19 protein-coding genes are annotated in these 16,682 nt (G+C 70.8%); 10 read left to right on the top strand and 9 right to left on the bottom strand.

The window, feature by feature from the left end; genetic code table 11:
- Window positions 1–10 precede the first annotated feature (10 nt).
- Together EDF48_RS18335 and EDF48_RS18330 are read left to right on the top strand one after the other, a co-directional pair.
- Window positions 11–718, top strand: a complete 708-nt coding sequence (locus EDF48_RS18335) for a DUF998 domain-containing protein (RefSeq protein WP_131881854.1) — start codon at window positions 11–13, stop codon at window positions 716–718.
- Window positions 715–1,326 (top strand): helix-turn-helix domain-containing protein, encoded by a 612-nt coding sequence (locus EDF48_RS18330; protein ID WP_131881852.1) that lies wholly within the window; start codon window positions 715–717, stop codon window positions 1,324–1,326. Before EDF48_RS18335 ends, EDF48_RS18330 begins: the two co-directional genes overlap by 4 nt.
- On the opposite strand, the gene EDF48_RS18325 is transcribed toward EDF48_RS18330, so the two are convergent.
- Window positions 1,323–1,934 (bottom strand): antibiotic biosynthesis monooxygenase, encoded by a 612-nt coding sequence (locus tag EDF48_RS18325; RefSeq protein ID WP_123294891.1) that lies wholly within the window; start codon window positions 1,932–1,934, stop codon window positions 1,323–1,325. The two genes, EDF48_RS18330 and EDF48_RS18325, sit on opposite strands and share 4 nt — an antisense overlap.
- A gap of 66 nt (window positions 1,935–2,000) precedes the next feature.
- Between EDF48_RS18325 and EDF48_RS18320 the strand changes: the two genes are divergently transcribed.
- The gene (locus EDF48_RS18320; RefSeq protein WP_123294892.1) at window positions 2,001–2,444 is read left to right on the top strand and encodes a DUF488 domain-containing protein; all 444 of its coding nucleotides are present in this window, start codon (window positions 2,001–2,003) and stop codon (window positions 2,442–2,444) included.
- Window position 2,445: 1 nt separating this feature from the next.
- On the opposite strand, the gene EDF48_RS18315 is transcribed toward EDF48_RS18320, so the two are convergent.
- Window positions 2,446–3,261: a hypothetical protein gene (locus EDF48_RS18315; protein WP_131881850.1), complete on the bottom strand. Its 816-nt coding sequence runs from the start codon at window positions 3,259–3,261 to the stop codon at window positions 2,446–2,448.
- A gap of 69 nt (window positions 3,262–3,330) precedes the next feature.
- Window positions 3,331–4,341, bottom strand: a complete 1,011-nt coding sequence (locus EDF48_RS18310; RefSeq protein ID WP_123294894.1) for a Ku protein — start codon at window positions 4,339–4,341, stop codon at window positions 3,331–3,333.
- An 87-nt stretch (window positions 4,342–4,428) separates the two neighbouring features.
- Here EDF48_RS18310 and EDF48_RS18305 point away from each other — a divergent pair, with 87 nt between their 5' ends.
- The 7 genes from EDF48_RS18305 (at window position 4,429) to EDF48_RS18280 (ending at window position 11,301) form a co-directional block, all read left to right on the top strand.
- On the top strand, window positions 4,429–5,907 hold the full coding sequence (locus EDF48_RS18305; protein WP_131881848.1) for a hypothetical protein: 1,479 nt from the start codon (window positions 4,429–4,431) through the stop codon (window positions 5,905–5,907).
- Complete coding sequence (locus EDF48_RS18300; RefSeq protein ID WP_123294896.1) at window positions 5,904–6,794, top strand: SDR family oxidoreductase; 891 nt, start codon at window positions 5,904–5,906, stop codon at window positions 6,792–6,794. The genes EDF48_RS18305 and EDF48_RS18300 overlap by 4 nt, the downstream gene beginning before the upstream one ends.
- On the top strand, window positions 6,791–9,307 hold the full coding sequence (locus tag EDF48_RS18295) for an ATP-dependent DNA ligase (RefSeq protein WP_131881845.1): 2,517 nt from the start codon (window positions 6,791–6,793) through the stop codon (window positions 9,305–9,307). The genes EDF48_RS18300 and EDF48_RS18295 overlap by 4 nt, the downstream gene beginning before the upstream one ends.
- Before the next feature lie 178 nt (window positions 9,308–9,485).
- The gene (locus EDF48_RS19260) at window positions 9,486–9,641 is read left to right on the top strand and encodes a hypothetical protein (protein WP_159570798.1); all 156 of its coding nucleotides are present in this window, start codon (window positions 9,486–9,488) and stop codon (window positions 9,639–9,641) included.
- A 153-nt stretch (window positions 9,642–9,794) separates the two neighbouring features.
- Window positions 9,795–10,409, top strand: coding sequence for an RNA polymerase sigma factor (locus tag EDF48_RS18290; RefSeq protein ID WP_235035797.1), 615 nt, complete (start codon window positions 9,795–9,797; stop codon window positions 10,407–10,409).
- A complete protein-coding gene (locus tag EDF48_RS18285; protein ID WP_131881843.1) occupies window positions 10,406–10,975 on the top strand; it encodes a hypothetical protein in 570 nt (189 codons plus the stop codon). Before EDF48_RS18290 ends, EDF48_RS18285 begins: the two co-directional genes overlap by 4 nt.
- Window positions 10,972–11,301 (top strand): hypothetical protein, encoded by a 330-nt coding sequence (locus tag EDF48_RS18280; protein ID WP_123937330.1) that lies wholly within the window; start codon window positions 10,972–10,974, stop codon window positions 11,299–11,301. The genes EDF48_RS18285 and EDF48_RS18280 overlap by 4 nt, the downstream gene beginning before the upstream one ends.
- 3 nt (window positions 11,302–11,304) lie before the next feature.
- Here EDF48_RS18280 and EDF48_RS19255 read toward each other — a convergent pair whose 3' ends face one another.
- From EDF48_RS19255 to EDF48_RS18255, 6 genes are all read right to left on the bottom strand, one after another.
- On the bottom strand, window positions 11,305–11,481 hold the full coding sequence (locus EDF48_RS19255) for a hypothetical protein (protein ID WP_165901280.1): 177 nt from the start codon (window positions 11,479–11,481) through the stop codon (window positions 11,305–11,307).
- Between the two features lie 11 nt (window positions 11,482–11,492).
- Complete coding sequence (locus tag EDF48_RS18275) at window positions 11,493–12,485, bottom strand: TIM barrel protein (protein ID WP_131881841.1); 993 nt, start codon at window positions 12,483–12,485, stop codon at window positions 11,493–11,495.
- A 159-nt stretch (window positions 12,486–12,644) separates the two neighbouring features.
- A complete protein-coding gene (locus EDF48_RS18270; RefSeq protein WP_131881839.1) occupies window positions 12,645–13,328 on the bottom strand; it encodes a fumarylacetoacetate hydrolase family protein in 684 nt (227 codons plus the stop codon).
- A 33-nt stretch (window positions 13,329–13,361) separates the two neighbouring features.
- Window positions 13,362–13,577, bottom strand: a complete 216-nt coding sequence (locus tag EDF48_RS18265; RefSeq protein WP_123339076.1) for a hypothetical protein — start codon at window positions 13,575–13,577, stop codon at window positions 13,362–13,364.
- Entirely contained in the window at window positions 13,558–13,908 is a 351-nt protein-coding gene (locus EDF48_RS18260) for a hypothetical protein (protein WP_123937334.1), read from the bottom strand. Before EDF48_RS18260 ends, EDF48_RS18265 begins: the two co-directional genes overlap by 20 nt.
- Window positions 13,909–14,001: 93 nt before the next feature.
- Entirely contained in the window at window positions 14,002–16,398 is a 2,397-nt protein-coding gene (locus tag EDF48_RS18255) for a phosphoketolase family protein (protein ID WP_131881837.1), read from the bottom strand.
- Window positions 16,399–16,682: the final 284 nt, after the last annotated feature.

Below are 16,682 nucleotides of genomic sequence, written 5' to 3'. Positions count from 1 at the left end.
TGGTCAGTACATGACCAAAAGGGACACACCCCGTGCGCTCGTCCCCGGCGCACTCTGGACGGTCGCGGGAGTCGGATGGCTCGTCGGCGAAGCCGTCTCGGCGTCGGCGTTCCCCGGCTACAGCTACGCGACGAACTACATCTCCGACCTCGGGGTCCCCGACGTCGGCGCGTTCCAGGGGCGGGGGATCGACTCACCGCTGCACGCGCTCATGAACACGACGTTCATCGGGCAGGGCGTCCTGTTCGGGATCGCAGCGGTGCTCGCCGTCGCGGTGTTCCGTGCCGCGTCCCGCCGTGCGCGGGTGGCGACCGCGGTCCTCGCCGTGGTCCACCTGGTCGGGATGGTCCTGGTCGGCTCGTTCCACGGCAGCCAGACGAGCACCGACGGCGGCACCATCGTGTTCCACGTGCTCGGCGCGGCGGCAGCGATCACGACCGGCAACCTCGTGGCGATCACCGCCGGCATCGGGTCCCGGGCGCTGCGGGCACCGGCGGCCTACCGGATCGCGAGCGTCGTGCTCGGGATCCTCGGCCTCGTCTCCCTCGTGATGCTCGTCGTGGACTCGTCGTCGACGGTGATCGACGTGCTCCCCGACGGCGTGTGGGAGCGTGCGTCCGTGTACACGATCGTCGCGTGGGAGCTCCTGACCGGGATCACCCTGCTGGTCGCGGGGACCCGGCGGCGGGCGGCACGAGCCGCGGCGGTCCGCGCATGACCCGCCCCGCGCGCCGTGCTCGGCCCTCTGCCGAGAAGATCAACGGGGACGTCCTGGACATCACCGCCGGACTCATCGCCCGCCGCGGCATCAAGGACACCGCCGTGCAGGCCGTCGCCGACCAGGCCGGCTACTCGAAGGCGGGCATCCTCGCCCGGTTCACGAGCAAGGAGCTGCTCGTCGAGGCCGCGCTCGCGCAGTGCGCCGTGCAGACCGAGGCGATCCGGGCAGCTGCCTCCGACGCCCCCGCGGGGGAGTCCCGCGACGCCGCGGCGCTCGCGGGGATCGCCGACCTCGCACTCGCCCGGCCGGGGTGGGCGGAACTCGCCCTCGCGGCGTTCACCCTGCGGCGCGGGGACGACGTCGGCGTCCGGCTCGAACCGGTCGCCGCGACGCTCCTCGACGTGTTCGGCATCGACATGGCCGACGCCACGGCCACCCCGCTCGATCGGCGGGCGCGGGTCTCCGGCGCGTTCGGTGCGATCGTGATGCTCGCGCTGACGTACGAGACCGAGGCCTCCGCCGCCGAGGCCCGGCCGCACATGCTGCAGATCGGATGGGACGCCCTCGGCCACGGTGGGCCCGTGCCGCTCGGGTTCGTCGGTTAAGCCCGCTCGGACCTCGGCGGAGCGAGCAGCCACGGACGGATCAGCTTCGTCACGAAGGGCAGCACCCAGAACGTCATGATCGGTGTGAGCACGAGCGTCGTGATGAGCACCCGCGGCAGCGCTGCGAGTCCCGCGAACGACGGCACGAGCAGCCCGACGACGATCGTGAACGCCAGGTTCACCGGGAAGAAGCCGAGCCAGATGCTCACCGCCTGCTTCCACCGCGGGGGAGCGCTCGAGGCCGGGGCGTCCTGCGGGACGTCGAACCAGCCCTCGATGCCGGTGCGTTTCTCGACGCGGGACTCCACGACCAGGTCGCGACCGAGGTCGAGCCAGCGCAGCCGGTCGTCGGAGTTCTCCCACGTGGCCAGCGAGTCGTGGTCGGCGAAGCGGTAGAGCATGTGCCACTCGCGGGACTGCGCCCGGGACCGCACCCACCCGGAGCCGAGGAACCCCGGGTAGCGGTTGGCGAGGTTCACGCCGGACTGCACCCAGTGGGTGACCTCGGGGATGCGGTCGGGTTCGACCAGGCGGGTGATGGACACGGTGACGGGCGGGCCGGCGGTCTCGGGTGACGACTGCAGGCTCCCTGGCTCTTGTGGAGTCATGGGTCCAGTCTCGCGGACGCGTGTTACCGGCTCGTGTCGTGTCTCCGTCCGTGCTTGACTGGTCCGATGACGCCGCAGCGAATCATCGGGATCGGCTACGAGGGATCTGACCTCGACGGACTCATTGCAAAGCTGCGCCTCCGCGGTGTAGACCACGTCGTGGACGTCAGACTGAACCCGATCTCACGAAAGCGCGGCCTCTCGAAGACGGCGTTGCGGGCAGGGCTGGGCGCGGCGGGCCTCGGCTACAGCCACCTCCGCGCACTCGGAAACCCCAAGACGAACCGCGATGGTTTCGCAAGCACGACCGGCCCCGCGGCGGATGCAAGCCGGACTGCGTACCAGCAACTCCTGCGATCGGAAGCAGCGCAGGATGCACTCTCACAGATCCGGGAGCTCGCCACCGGCCATCGCGTCGCGCTGATGTGCTTTGAGGCCGACGGATCACACTGTCATCGGGAACTTGTCCTGGAGGCGCTCGGCGTCGGGGCGCTTGCCCTCGTGGTCTGACTCAGAAGAGCGTCGAACCCCAGTCCGAGTCCCTCGGTACGTGGTGGATTCCGAGCGCCGAGAAGCTCCTTCGTTTCGGAGGGTCGGCGATGTTGCCGACGAACAGCGATGTGCGCCGGTCGGAGCTGAACTGCTCATCGCCGAACTTGCGCTCGATCTGGGCTTTCAGCGCATCGTCCGAAAGGTGCCGCTGATGGTACTGCAGCGCCGACAGCTCGAAATCGAGCAGAGACGGTTCGTGACCGGGGCAACTCGCGGTGTCGCACCGGTACCGGATCTTCACCACGAACCGCGGCGGCTGCAGCGGCGCTCGTGCAGAGCCCGGATCGTCGAAGAGCGTCGGCTGTGAAACTGCGGCTTCGACCGCCCGCTGTTGCGATTGCGACCAGCCCTTGTGCCGGCTGATGACAAGGCGATCGAAGCGAGCCACATGCACAAGGCCGAGGGACTGAGAGTCCTGATGGCGGTGCACTCCCGCAATCAGATCGCACATGCTCGGGCCGATCAAGGTCGAGAGGACGCGTTCGCGTGCGGCTTTCTGTTTGAGGTTGGTCGTGACGCGAAGTGAGTCCCAGATCGGTCGACGACTCTCGTGGCGACTGTCTGACTTCGCGGGGATCGTGTCGACCTCGATCACGTCGTACTTCTTGAACTGCTGATCTGTCGAGAGATGCCGGAAGGGCACCGGGTACAGGCGGACCCAGTCGCGCCGGTCGCCATCGACGCGCACGCCGGCAACGCAGACCGTGTCGATGTAGGTGTTCGAGGGCTCGGGTGCCGCCTCGACCGTGACCAGCACCTGCATCCGTTCCGGCATTCGCCACCCCTCTCGCCCTGAAATCTCAGCATACTGGGCTGCGAGGCCGTCCGCATCGGGCGGCTCGGGCTAGCTCGCCTGCTTCTTCTCGGCGGGTGCCTTCTTCGCCGGGGGCTTCTTGGCGGGCGCCTTCTTCTTCGCAGGGGCCTTCTCCGCCGTTGACTTCTTCGCCGCGGCCTTCGCAGCCGGCGCCTTCGCAGCCGGCGCCTTCTTCGTGGACCCAGACGCGCTCTTGTCCGAACCCGACGACGAACGTGAGCTCGACGCCGAACGCGACCCCGAGCCTCCTGTCCGCTTCTTGTCCACGGACGCACGCAGGGCGGCCATCAGGTCGAGGACGTCACCGCCCTCGCCCTCGTCGTCCTCGTCCTCCTTCGCGCCGAACGTCTTCTCGGTGTCGATGTCGTCACCGGCGTCGAGCTTGGCGTCGATGAGCTGCTGCAGTTCCTCTTGGTAGGAGTCGGTGTAGCGGTCGGGATCGAAGTCCGTCGACATGCTCTCGACGAGCGACGAGGACATCTTCAGTTCGTTCGCGCTGACCTTCACCGACGAGTCCAGCGCCGTGAAGTCGGCGGCTCGGACCTCGTCGCCCCACAGCAGCCCCTGCAGCAGGATCACGTCGTCGTGAACACGCAGCACGCCGAGCCGGGTCTTCTGGCGCAGCGTGAACTGCACGATCGCGAGCCGGTCGGTCTTCGCCAGGGTCTCGCGCAGCAGCACGTAGGCCTTCGGCGAGCGCGAGTCGGGCTCCAGGTAGTACGTCTTCTCGAACATCATCGGGTCGACCTGGTCGACGGGCACGAACTCGAGCACCTCGACCTCGTGCGACTGCTCCTCGGGGAGCTGCTTGAAGTCGTCCGCAGTGAGCACCACGGTCTTGTCGCCGTCGTCGTAGGCGCGCTGAATGTCGGCGTACTCGACCTCGTGCCCGAACTCGCAGACGCGCTTGTAGCGGATGCGGCCCTTGTCCTCGTCGTGGACCTGGTGCAGGGACACGTCGTGCGTCTCAGTGGCCGCGTAGACCTTGATGGGCACGTTGACGAGCCCGAACGCGATGGAGCCCTTCCAGATCGACCTCATGCGCACATGATGCCCGTGTCCGCACGGGAGCGCCCGCAGTGTCGCTGGATGCGACGGGATGTCCGCGGTCGCTGGTACCCATGACACATGTTCGAGGGGATCATGCGGACGGTGCAGTCGCTGACCGGAGCCGGGGTCGTGGTGGCGGTCGGGACGCTGCTCGTGTTCGTGCGCGGAGCGCTGCGACCGGCCGACCTGCAGCAGCGGATCGACGACCGGACAGCACGGTGGCTGATGCCCTTCCTGCGCTCGGGCGGTGCGGTGTCGCAGGCGCAACGACAGCAGATCGCCGCGCTGCTGCCGGCTCGCGACGACCCGACACCACCCGGGACGGAGGCGCTCGTCGCGCTCGAGCCATGGCTCCGGGACCCCGGTCGGACGCGTGCGGAACTCGTCGTGCGGTCCAGGGCGCACGCCGTCCGGCGGCTCGACGCTCACGACCGTGCCCTGAAGGGGGCGCCGACCTTGCGCGCGGCGCTCTGGAGGACACGGCTGGCCGGGTGCACGGACGAGCTCCGATCGCTCGTCGACGCCGCTGTGTGGCTCGTCCGCGCCGCCACCGACCGACGACGTCTCCGTCTGTCCGGGCATCTCGCCGCCTGGGTCGGTGGCGGCGGTGCGTTGCTGAGTGCGGTCGTGGTCGCCGGCGGCACGTCGCGGGGTGTGGCGGACGCCGCCGGCGAGATCAGTACCTCCGCGGCAGTCCTCGCACTCCTCGCCGCGCTGGTCGGCCCCGCGCGGCATCGGTTGTGCGCCGCCGCGGCGGACCTCCGAGCCCTCCCACCGCGCTTCCGCGTCGTGATGACGCTCGGAACCTTGGTGGTCCTCGCGCTCGTGGCCCTCTGGCAGACCGGCACCATCCGTGCCCTGTGGGCCTGGACGGCGCAGCTCGCCGACGACCTCCCGACCTCCTGGTCCGTGCTGCTCGGCGGAGCGGTGTCCGGGCTGATGCTCCTGGCGGTGGTCATCGGTGGGGTACGGTCCGCACTCACGCGTGGCGTCCCGCTGCACGACCGGTTGATGACCATCGGTGCGGTCGTCCTCCTCGGCGGCGCTGCCGTCGTCGGTGTCGTCGCTCTCGTACCGGTCGCGGCTCCGTTCCTCAGCGTCGCGACGATCGCATGGATCACCACGCTCGTCGGCGTCACCGTGGCGGCCGGTGTCGTGCGGATCACCGATGACCACCGCCTGGCGACTGGGCTCGCGGCGGCCGGCCGTCCGGTCCGTCGCGGCAGCTGGCCGTACGCGACCGCGTCGGTCGTGATTGCGTTCACGGCGGCCTGGATCCTGACGAGCGTGGTCGGCACGACGACCACCTCGGTGGTCGCGCAGCTCGTCGGGGTGGCCGCGGGACTCGCGCTGGGGCCGCTGTCCGTGTGGGCCGCTGTGTGCCTCTGGCTTGCCGATCGCCGCATCCGGCGGGCGGACGAAGCGTGGCGACTCGCTGGCGCGCCCGGCCGCACCGTCGCCGGCGGAGGCGAGAGTGCAGCCGCGTCGAGTGAGTCGTCCACAGATCCGGGTTCGCTGGACCGTCGACCGGTCGACGCGAGCACGATGGGCGCATGAGCCAGCTCGACAAGCAGGACCCGCGCTCGCAGTTCGCCAGGCCGCCGTTCCCCGCGCAGACGCAGCAGGGGTCCGGGCTGGCCAGTGCGATGGACCCGCCGCCCGACCACGGTGAGGTCTCCTACCTCGGCACGGGGCGCATGCGGGGGTACCGCGTGCTCGTCACGGGTGCCGACTCCGGCATCGGCCGAGCCGCGGCGATCGCGATGGCGAAGGAAGGGGCCGACGTCGCACTGAACTCCCTGCCAGAGGAGATCGACGACCTGACCGAGGTCCGTGACGTCATCGCCGACCTCGGTCGCAACGCCGTGATGCTGCCCGGTGACCTGACGGACGAGGGCTTCTGCGACGAACTCGTCCGGACGGCGGTGCGCGACCTCGGCGGGCTGGACGCCCTCGTCCTGGTCGCCGGACACCAGCTGGTGCACGAGGACGTCACCGAGCAGTCGACCGAGGACTTCGACCGCACGATGAAGGTCAACCTGTACTCGCTGTTCTGGCTGGTCCGGGCTGCCGTGCCGCACATGGCGCCGGGCAGCGCGATCGTGACGACGAGTTCGGTGTCCGCGTACCAGCCGCAGGACCGCATGATCGACTACGCGGCGACGAAGGCCGCGATCACCACCTACACCAACGGCCTCGCGCGGCAGCTCGCGGCGAAGGGCATCAGAGCGAACACCGTGGTGCCCGGGCCCGTGTGGACGCCACTGCAGCCGATCAGCTACCCGGGCGACGAGATCGCACGGTACGGCCAGGACACCCCCTTCGGCCGGCCGGCGCAGCCCGTCGAGCTCGGCAGCGCCTACGTGTACCTGGCGGGGCCGGAGTCGTCGTACACCTCGGGCACGACCCTGACGGTGGCGGGAGCGACCGGGGTGGCGCTGTGAGTCCGGCGGCCCGCAAGACCGTCGTCCTGGTCGGCGATCGGCGACTGGCGCTGACGAACACGGACAAGGTGCTCTACCCCGAGACCGGCACGACCAAGGGGCGGGTGATCGAGTACTACGAGCGTGTGGCGCCGTGGATGATCCCGCACGTCAAGGACCGTCCAGTGACCCGGAAGCGGTGGGCGAACGGCGTCGACGGCAAGGTCTTCTTCGAGAAGAACCTGCCGGACTCCGCGCCCGACTGGGTCCGCCACCACACCATCCACCACTCCGAGCACGACAACGAGTACCCGATCGTCGACGACCTGCCGACCCTCGTGTGGATGGCGCAGCAGGCCGCGCTGGAGCTGCACGTGCCGCAGTGGCGGTTCGGCCCGCGCGGTGGGCAGCAGAACCCGGACCGGCTCGTGCTCGACCTGGACCCCGGCGAGGGCGTCGGCCTGCCCGAGTGCGTCGAGGTGGCGGTCGCGGCACGCGAGATCCTGCACGGCATGGGGCTCGACCCGTACCCGGTGACCTCCGGTTCGAAGGGGATCCACCTCTACGCCGCCCTCGACGGCCGGTCGACCACGGCGAACGTCTCCGACGTCGCGCACGAACTCGCGAAGGCGCTCGAGCACGACCTGCCCGACCTGGTGCTGTCGTCGATGAGCCGGGCCGAGCGGACGGGCAAGGTGTTCGTCGACTGGTCGCAGAACAACGGCAACAAGACGACGATCGCGCCGTACTCGCTGCGCGGCCGCGAGCGGCCGACGGTCGCAGCACCCCGCACCTGGAAGGAACTCGAGGAACGCGGGCTCGCGCAGCTCACGTTGGACGAGGTCCTCGAACGCCTGCAGGCGCACGGGGACCACCTGCACCCGGTCGCCTCCGCCTCGCTTGCCGTCGGGCGCGACGACCACGGTCACTGGGACAGCGACCGGACCGAGCGTGCGAACGAGGCCGAGCAGCCGGCTCGCGACCGGCTCACCGCCTACCGCGCGAAGCGCGACGCCTCGAAGACGCCGGAGCCGGTGCCCGAAGGAGCCCCCACGGTCCGGAAGGACGGCACCCCGACGTTCGTGATCCAGGAGCACCACGCCACCCGCGACCACTACGACTTCCGGCTGGAGCACGACGGTGTGCTGGTGAGCTGGGCATTGCCCAAGGGCGAACCGACCGACCCGGGCAAGAACCACCTGGCCGTGCAGACCGAGGATCACCCGCTCGAGTACGGCGCGTTCGAGGGCACGATCCCGAAGGACGAGTACGGCGGCGGCACGGTCACGCTCTGGGACGACGGCACCTACGAGCTCGAGAAGTGGCGCGAGGGCGAAGAGGTCATCGTCACCCTGCACGGTCGGACCGGCGGCGCTCGCCGACTGGCGCTCCTGCACACCCGCGGCCGGGGCGGGGCGGGCGACGAGAAGAACTGGCTCATCCACCGCACGAAGGAGCAACCCGACCGGCTGGCGGACGCCGGCGGCGCGACGGACGCGGGGCGGGCCTCCCGTCCCTCTGCCGCGCACCGAGACGGACAGCGGCGCATCAGCGGAGCCAGCCCCGCGGACACCGCTCCAGGGGACCGACGGACCATGCAGGCCACCCTGGCGAAGGACGCACCCCGGCTGGACCCGGCCGACTGGGCGTTCGAGATGAAGTGGGACGGCGTCCGTGCGCTCGCCACCGTCCGGGACGGCTCGGTCACGCTGCGGAGCCGGAACGACAACGACCTGACGGAGCAGTACCCGGAACTCCAGGAACTCGGCGACCGTGCCGGGGTCGACGGCGTCTTCGACGGCGAGATCGTCGCGTTCGACGACCGGGGGCGCCCGAGCTTCCAGCTCCTGCAGAACCGGATGGGCCTGACGAAGGCGCGCGAGGTGCGGGCGGCGCAGCAGACGACCCCCGTGCGGTTCCTGGTCTTCGACGTGCTCGAGGCCGACGGGCACGAAGTCACCCGCCTGGCGTACGACGCCCGGCGGCAAGCGCTCGAGACGGTCGTCGAGCCCGGCGGGGCGATCGACGTGCCGCCGGCCTCGCAGGGTGACCTCGACGGCGTGATGGCGTCGTCGCAGGAGCAGGGCCTCGAAGGGGTCGTCGCGAAGAAGCGCAGCTCGAAGTACGCCGAGGGCAGGCGGTCCGAGGCCTGGCTGAAGCTGAAGCACCACGCCACGCAGGAAGTCGTGGTCGGTGGGTGGAAGCCTGGCAGTGGTCGTCGAGCGGGTGGGATCGGCTCGTTGCTGCTCGGCGTGCCCGGTCCGGACGGTCTCGAGTACGTCGGCAAGGTCGGCACCGGGTTCCGTGACCGCGACCTCGACGAGATCGCCGCAGCGCTGCGACCGCTCGACCGGAAGGCCTCGCCGTTCGTCGACGTGCCCCGGATCGACGCACGGGACGCGCACTGGGTGACGCCGAAGCGGGTGGGCGAGGTCGAGTTCGCCGAGTGGACCGGTGACGGACGCCTCCGGCAGCCGTCCTGGCGGGGCTGGCGGCCGGACAAGGACCCCGAGGACGTGGTGCGCGAGCACTGACCTGCTCGCCGGACCGGCCGCCCTGTGCCAGCTCGCGAACGCGCTGATGCGTGCGCATGGGGTCCGCCCGTGGCGAAATTCCGTCCCCCGTCCGGCGCCCGGGCGGGGGACGTTTCCACCCGTCCGGCCGCCGGTCCGCCGCCGACTGTTACGTTCGCCGGGACGAAAGGGCCTGGGGATGAGCTCGAGCAAGTACCTGCCGCCGTACACGGCCGAGGAACGCGTCGCGATCAACGGGGATCGTGCCGCACGGATCCCGGTCGATCCGGGGGCCGTGGTGACCGACACCGAAGCGACCTACGCGGACTTCCTCGCCGACGAGACCGACGAGTAGCCGCCGGGGCGGGGGAGAAGACGGCCCGTGCACCGGATCAGGGAGCGCACGGGCCGCCGTCGAAGCACCGTGACCGACCCTTCAGGGATGGCCGGCCACGGCGCGCTCGCACCAGGCGCGCGGAGGCGTACCTGGTAGGCACGTACTAAGGACGTGACGAACACCCGATTCGTCACACGAGAATCCGAGATCCGCGAAGAGGAGCTGCTCCTGTCCAGCGACGAAGCCCTCGCGGCGTTGTCCGACGCCTCGCTCGTCGAGCGCAGCGCCGACGGCGACACGGCCGCGTTCGGGGTGCTGATCCGTCGGTACGGACCGCACATGCGGGCCTACGCGGCTCGGATCCTCGGGTACGGCGACGGCGAGGCCGACGACGCCGTCCAGGAAGCCGCACTGCAGGCCTGGCAGCGCATCGACCGGGTCGAGGACCCGGAGCGGGTGCGCAACTGGCTCTTCCGGATCGCGGCCAACAAGGCCCTCGACCGGCTCCGCGGGCGGCACCCGCACGCCGACCTCGAAGCGATGGTCGACGCCCCGGACGAACGACCCGTCGACGAGGTGGTCGCCACCCGGATGCAGGTGCGGGAACTCGCGCGTATCGTGCAGGCACTCCCGGATGCACAGCGCGCCGTCTGGGTGATGCGCGAGGTGGGTGGGGCGCCCTACGCCGAGATCGCCGAGGCGACCGGGTTGCCCGCGCCGACCGTCCGCGGGCTGCTCGCACGTGCGCGGCGACACGTGCTCGAACAGATGGAGGGGTGGCGATGACCGACGACGTCGACGACCGTCACGGTGCCTTCACGCTGGACGAACTCTCCGACTACCTCGACGCCGACCGAACGCCTGTACGAGCGGACATCGAGGGTGATCCCGAAGCCGTCGCCGCACTCGAGCGGCTGCAGGCCCTGCGGGTGGCATCACGGGACCTGCTCGACACCGAGGCATCGGCGGACGGCGACGAGCGCTGGATCAGCTCGGTGCTCGCGTCCATCCGGACGACCGCCCACGCCGGACGGGACATCCCGGTCCCCGACGACGACCCGGCCGCGCACCTGGTCGTGACCGAGGGGGCTCTGCGCGGACTCGTCCGCACCCTCGGTGACGACGTGCCCGGTGTCGTCGTCCGGCGGACCCGGTTCAGCGGGGACGTCGGAGTCCCCGGCGGCGCCGTGGACGTCGACGTCACCATCGTGGCCACGCTCGAGGCATCGGTGTCGGACCGTGCCGAGGCGCTCCGGGCGCACATCACGTCGGTGCTCGGCGCGCACGCACCGTTCCGGATCCGCAGTGTCGTCGTCCGCGTCGCCGACGTCGTGGTCGGGGGCACATCGTGACCGCGGACGTCCGGGTGCTCTCCCGCGAACTCACCTCCGTCGTCCTCGCGGTGCCGGGCGTCCGGTCGGTCCTGCCGCCCGGACCCGGGCTCGCCACGCTCGTCCGCGACGTCCGCTCCGTGCTCGAGATCCCGCGGGACGGTGGGGCCGTGCTCGTGCAGGACCGCCCGGACGGGGCGCGGATCCGCGTGGTCGTCACGACCGACCGGGCCGTGCCGACGATCACGGTCATCCGGGCCGTGCGTGACGCCGTCGTGACCGCAGCGCGCCACTCCCTCGGGGCATCGCCCTCCGACGTCACGGTCCGCGTCGTCGAGATCGACTGAGCGTCAGGCGGCCGGTGCCGGTCCGTCCGACGGCTCGGCGTCGTCCGCGACGGGGAGGTCCTCGTCGACGAGCTCGTCCTCGCCGGGCTCGGACACCTCGGCCGCAGCGGCCTTGGCCTCGTCGATGGACTCCTGCGAGCGGCGGAGGAGGTCGTCGTCGTGTGCAGTCTGGTCGCTCATGCTCCAGGAGGCTACGCGGGCGTGCCTGTGTCGGCGTCCCGGCGTCCGGCCGGGCGGTGCGATCCCCAGTGTGTCCTGCCCCGCGGATCAGTCCTCGGGTGGGGCGGTTCGAAGTCGACCGCTGAGGTCGGAGCTGGAGACGAGGGCATCGCCGGTGCGGCCGGTGCGCCGTACGCGTCCGCCGCATCGAGCACGGCGCGCGTCGCCGCAGCGGCCGTCCGCAGGGCGTCGCCGATCGGCATCGCCCGGTGGCCGGGGGTCCGGACCTCGACGCCCCACGGCTCGTCGAAGCCGAGCTCCCGGACGGTGCGCACGAGCCCCGGCAGGTCCCACGCGCCCGCTCCGGGCAGGTACCGTGCCTCGCGGGCCTCTTCGGACAGGGTCATGCCTGCCGGGGTGTGCAGGAGCCCGTCGCTCAGTTCGACCGCCGCGAGCGTCGCGGGCGCGACCGCCTGGCGGATCGACGCCAACGTGGACCCGCCCCGCAGGGTGTGCATCGCGTCGAGCAGCAGCCCGCCGTTCGGGTGACCCGCCGCCACGACGAACCGCGAGGCCCGTTCGATCGTCGGCAGGTTCGACCACGGCTCGGGTTCGAGGACGAGCTGCGCGCCGACGGCCGCGGCCTGGTCGGCCAGCACGGTCCAGTCGTCGGCCATCGTGATCGGTGAAGCGCCGGGCAACGTCGTGTCGGCACGAGCGATCACCTGCCAGGCCCGGAGCGCCGCGGCGGCCTCGAGGACCACCCCGCGGTCGGCGGCGTCGTCGTCGGTCCGGCTCGTGCACGTCCACCAGCGGTCGAGCGGCCCCAACTGGACCCAGACGATCCCCGCGCCGTCGAGCATGCGGCGGAGTTCGGCGAAGCCCGTCGTCGCACGCACCTCGTGCAGGTCGTCGAGCGACAACGAGAGCCCGGCGAACCCAGCGGCACCGACCACGTGGACCCGTTCGCTGATGGGCTCGTCGCCCGCCCACGTCCACGACGTCGCCAGCAGATCGTGTTCCATCACGGCCGTACCTCCGTCATCCCGGAGCAGCTGCAGACGCCCGTCGCGATGGTCCTGCCCCGTGTGTGCGACGCCGCGATCCCCACCTGGCGTCGCACCAGGGATACCCGGCGTGTCTGCGAGCCCTCCCAGCGGCGCGTCACACTGCGGAAACGCCGGTCAGACGATGCGGGTGCGGACCGTGCCGATGCCGGCGATCGTGCCGACGACGAGTTGTCCGCGTTGCAGGACCCCGACCCCCTCGGGCGTCCCCGTCATGAGCAGGTCCCCTGGGGCGAGCGTCACCGATCGCGACAGCGCCGCGATCGTCTCCGCCACGGACCAGATCTGCTCGGCCAGGTCACCGACCTGCCGTCGTTCGCCGTCGACGACGAGCTCGATCGCACCAGCCGTCGGGTCGATGCCCTGCGCCGGGACGATCGCGCCGATCGGTGCCGAGGCGTCGAACCCCTTCGCCGTGTCCCAGGGCCGACCGAGACGCTTGGCCTCGGCCTGGAGATCGCGTCGGGTGAGGTCGATGCCCACCGCGTAGCCCCAGACGTGGGTGAGCGCGTCGTCGACGCTGATGTCCGCGCCGCCGGTGCCGATCGCGACGACCAGTTCGACCTCGTGCTCGAGCTGCGCCGTCTGCGGCGGGTACGGGGTGTCCGCGTCGTCGACGACGACGGCGTCCGCCGGCTTGGTGAAGAAGAACGGCGGCTCGCGATCTGGGTCGTGACCCATCTCGCGTGCGTGCGCCGCGTAGTTCCGACCGACGCAGAAGACGCGTCGGACGGGGAAGCGTGCGCCCGTGGTCGTGGGGACGGTCGGGAGGCTCGGGGCCGGGATGACGAGGTCGGTCACGGTCTCAGCGTGGCAGGCTCGCAGGGCGTCGGTTCAGCTCTCACCGAAGGACGCCTCGTACTTGAGCTTCCGCGCGCGGGCGCGCTCCTGCCGTTCGCGCCACTCGATCCGCATCTGCGCGAGCTCTTCTTCGGCGCCCTTGGCGCGCATCAGCGGACCGTAGTGGGGGCTCGCGAGGAGCCGTGGTGTCGTCATCTCGCGGTTGTCGAGCCATCGTTTGAACTCTTCATCAGTCAGCGTCGAGATCATCTGCGTGCACTCCTTCCTGTTGTCTCCGGGCTTCCGCTCGTGCTGCCTCGAAGTCAGCGAGCGCCGTGGACGTCCATGTGTCGTCATCAGTCGTCCAGCTCCGGGTCACCAGTGCCGCGGACATCACGGCAGCTGCCGCGCGCCTGTCCTCGTCATCCGAGGTTGCTCGGTCAGCGACCCACGACCAACGCTGCCACCAGAGGTCGCGATGCCCCAAGAACTCCGTATTTCGCCGACCGGCGCGCCCGTCGAGCACCGAGGCGACGAGTGCGCCCACTGCGACGGACGCGCTCGTGACCGACACGAGTGCACTGATCCAGCCGATGTCCATGCCCGCCACCCTGACGCCACAGGGCCGGCCACGCGGCGGGCGTGACCGGTTCTGTGGACGGTGATCCGGGCCTCCCGGCCTGTGCAGGAGGGATCAGGCAGACGGGCCCTGCGGCCACCCCGAGAACTCCCACCCGTCGACGGTCGGGTGGTCCTCGCCCCGTGAGTAGGCGTACTCGCGGGCCGCGTCCCGTGCGGCGGACAGCCGGTCGAGCAACTCGGCGTGTGCACCCGCATCGACCCGCGTCAGGGCGTCGTGCGCCAGCGCGAAGCGGTCCATCTCGTTCCGCATGAGCATGTCGAACGGCGACGTCGTCGTGCCCTGCTCCAGGAACCCGTGCACGTGCAGGTCGTCGTGGCCGTTGCGCCGGTAGGTCAGCTGGTGCACCAGCGACGGGTACCCGTGGAACGCGAACACCGTCGGGGTCCCGGGCAGGAAGAGCTCGTCGTACCGCTCGTCGGGGATCGGGTGCTCGTGCTTCCGGGGATCGCCGAGGGCGAGCAGGTCGACGACGTTGACGACCCGGACGCCGACCCCGGGAGCGTGCTGCCGGATGATGTCCGCGGCGGCGACCGCCTCGACCGTGGGGACGTCCCCGGCGCAGGCGAGGACGACGTCGACGCGACCGACGGACTGCTCGGTACCGGCCCAGTCCCAGACCCCGAGACCTGCGTCCGCGTGGGCGACGGCGTCCTCGAGGGACAGGAAGACGGGCTCGGGGTGCTTCCCGGCGACGATCACCTCGATGCGGTCGGTGGTCTCGAAGGCGTGTGCCGCGACGGCGAGCAGCGTGTTGGCGTCGGCGGGCAGCTTGATCCGGACCAGGTCCTGCTGCTTGGACGCGACGACGTCGAGGAACCCGGGGTCCTGGTGGGAGAACCCGTTGTGGTCCTGCCGCCAGACGTGCGACGACAGCAGGATCGACAGGTTCGACACGGGCGCACGCCAGTCGATGTCGGTCGAGGACTCGAGCCACTTGGCGTACTGCCCGACCATCGAGTCGATGATGTGGGCGAACGCCTCGTAGGTGTTCAGGAGCCCGTGCCGGCCGGAGAGGACGTAGCCCTCGAGCATGCCCTCCAGCAGGTGCTCGGACAGCACCTCGGTCACGCGTCCACGGGCAGCGAGGTGCTCGTCGCCGACCGCGCGTTGTGCCCGCCACACGCGCGAGGTGACGTCGAAGACGGCGTCGAGCTTGTTCGAGATCGTCTCGTCCGGGCCGAAGAGCCGGAACGACGACGGGTTCTTCGTGATCAGCGCTGCGAGCCACGGGCCGAGCGTGCCGGTGGCCGAGGCCGTCGAGCCGGCGGGGACCCCGTACGCGTTGAGCGCGGGCCGGTCGAGGGCCGTCCGGATGCGCCCGCCGTTGGCGTGGGGAGTGGCGCTCATCCGGTCGTCGCCGGTGGGACGGATCGTCGTCATGATCCCGACGGGGTTCCCGTCCGCGTCGAAGAGCTCCTCGGGTCGGTAGGACCGCATCCACTCCTCGAGCTGGGCGCGGTGTGCGGAGTTCTCGCGGACCTCGGACAGCGGCACCTGGTGGGCGCGGAACGTCCCCTCGACCTGCTGGCCGTCGACCTCCTTCGGCCCGGTCCACCCCTTCGGGCTGCGGAGGATGATCATCGGCCAGCGCGGGCGCAGGTCGGCGGCGCCGGCGGGTTGCCCGGCAGCCGCACGTTCGGCCTGCGCCCGAGCTGCCGCCTGGATGTCGTCGATCGATGCGAGCGCTCGACGCAGAGCACCGTCGAACAGGGCGTGCACGGCGTACGGGTCGTCGTCGACCCGCTTCGAGTCCACCACGATCGGGTCGTACCCCAGGCCGCGGAAGTACGCGGTCAGGTCCTCACCGGGGATGCGGGCGAGGACGGTGGGGTTCGCGATCTTCCACCCGTTGAGGTTGAGGATCGGGAGCACGGCACCGTCGGACACCGGGTCGAGGAAGGTGTGTGCCTGCCACGACCCCGCGAGCGGGCCGGTCTCCGCCTCGCCGTCGCCGACGACGCACGCGACCACCAGGTCGGGGTTGTCCAGGGCCGCTCCGTACGCGTGGGCGAGGGAGTAGCCGAGTTCGCCGCCCTCGTTGATGGACCCGGGTGTCTCCGGTGCCGCGTGCGACGGGATCCCGCCGGGGAACGAGAACTGCCGGAAGAAGCGCTGCAGGTCGTCGTCCGCGTACAGCTCGCCCCACGTGCCGTCGAGCCAGGCGTTCGCGTTCATCGCGGGGCCGCCGTGGCCCGGGCCGCAGACGTAGAGGAACTCATGTCCGGTCTCGGCGATCAGCGCGTTGCAGTGCGCGTACACGAGGTTGAGGGCGGGTGAGGTGCCCCAGTGTCCGAGCAGCCGGGGCTTGATGTCGTCGGGCTCGATCGGCCGCCCCAACAGCGGGTTGTCCAGCAGGTAGATCTGCCCGACCGTCAGGTAGTTGGCGGCACGCCACCAGGCGTCGACCGCCCGGAGTCGGTCGGTGGTGGAGAGCTGTACAGGAGCCATGCCCCCACGCTACGAAATGCCGGCCCCGTGAACCTCAGGAAACCCGTTCCAAACCGATCGCGGGGGTGCACCGAATGAGTTGCACAGGGCAAAAGCCCAGGGCGCTCTCCGGTCAGACATGGCCGTTGTTCAGCGTACGCACAGGAGCATACGTCGGCCGTCGGCCGGGTGCCCACACAGCAAAGGACAGATCACCATGCGCAAGAGCCTGAAGACCTCCATCACCCTCGCCACGACCGGCGCCCTCGTGCTCGGCGGTGCCGCGTTCGGCATCTCCTCCGCCC

Origin of the sequence: Curtobacterium sp. PhB191 (assembly GCF_004346515.1) — a bacterium.
Taxonomy (GTDB): domain Bacteria; phylum Actinomycetota; class Actinomycetes; order Actinomycetales; family Microbacteriaceae; genus Curtobacterium.
This window is presented reverse-complemented; position numbering and strand designations above follow the sequence as displayed.